Origin of the sequence: Alteromonas sp. KUL150 (genome assembly GCF_009811475.1) — a bacterium.
GTDB classification, from domain to species: domain Bacteria; phylum Pseudomonadota; class Gammaproteobacteria; order Enterobacterales; family Alteromonadaceae; genus Alteromonas; species Alteromonas gracilis.
Genome location: NZ_BLIJ01000100.1, coordinates 1 through 803, shown reverse-complemented (window position 1 = coordinate 803; position 803 = coordinate 1). Strand labels below are relative to the sequence as shown.

Sequence of the window (803 nt, the reverse complement as noted above, 5' to 3'; positions counted from 1 at the left end):
GCGTTAGCAACCTTGTTATACACGTAATGTGAACTTCTTCGTTTACAACAAGTCTATTTGTAGCTACAATTTAATTGTTCCGGATTATCCGGCTAGAGAGACTACCGTAATGGTAGCTGACCTAGGATTCGGCGATGACAAGCTTCCTAGGCCATGTTCTGGTTTATCCAGCAAGTGTCAAGAATACAAGCCCAGAGAACTATGTTCTTTGGGCTTTTTCTTATCCCAAGAATTTTTTAAGGCCTAGTCCGTTTAAAATGGCGATTTCTATCGCCTGAAGATCCTCTTTAGTAATCTGCTTACTTAGATATACCCTTTTACCTGACTTTTCTTTTTCTCTAAGCCTATCTAGTCTTTCTAATGCAACAGTATAAATCATGTCGCACTTGGCCCAACAATCTGTTTGCTGCAGTCTAGGCGTGAGCGAATCAATATTCATTTTGTGATGGTATTGCTGTAGTGGCGTAGGCTCAACAGAACTGATTGGGACAACTGTACATAATTCCGGCCTACCTGGCAGTTTAGGAGATACCACTACCACTGGTCTAATTTTGACCATCTCTGGAGCCTTGAATCCAACAGAAAAGTCACAACACAATAAAGTTCCTTTTTTAGGGTGGAATTTAACCATTCTTTTTCTTTTGTTCCTTATGTTAATCTTACAATCGTAACAAATTCAAAGGGCGGTTGCTAACAAACCACTCAAGGCACTCGCGTTGCTCGCTGGGACGCTAACACATGGGCTGCGTCACTTCGTTCCTAATTTTAGCCCATGTGTTATCGCCCCTTAGTGGGGTGTTAGG

At 41.8% G+C, this 803-nt stretch carries 1 protein-coding gene; it reads right to left on the bottom strand.

Annotation, left to right across the window (positions count from 1 at the left end; genetic code table 11):
- Positions 1-220: 220 nt before the first annotated feature.
- Entirely contained in the window at positions 221-631 is a 411-nt protein-coding gene (locus GVO62_RS19275) for a type II toxin-antitoxin system PemK/MazF family toxin (protein WP_159120628.1), read from the bottom strand.
- Positions 632-803 lie beyond the last annotated feature (172 nt).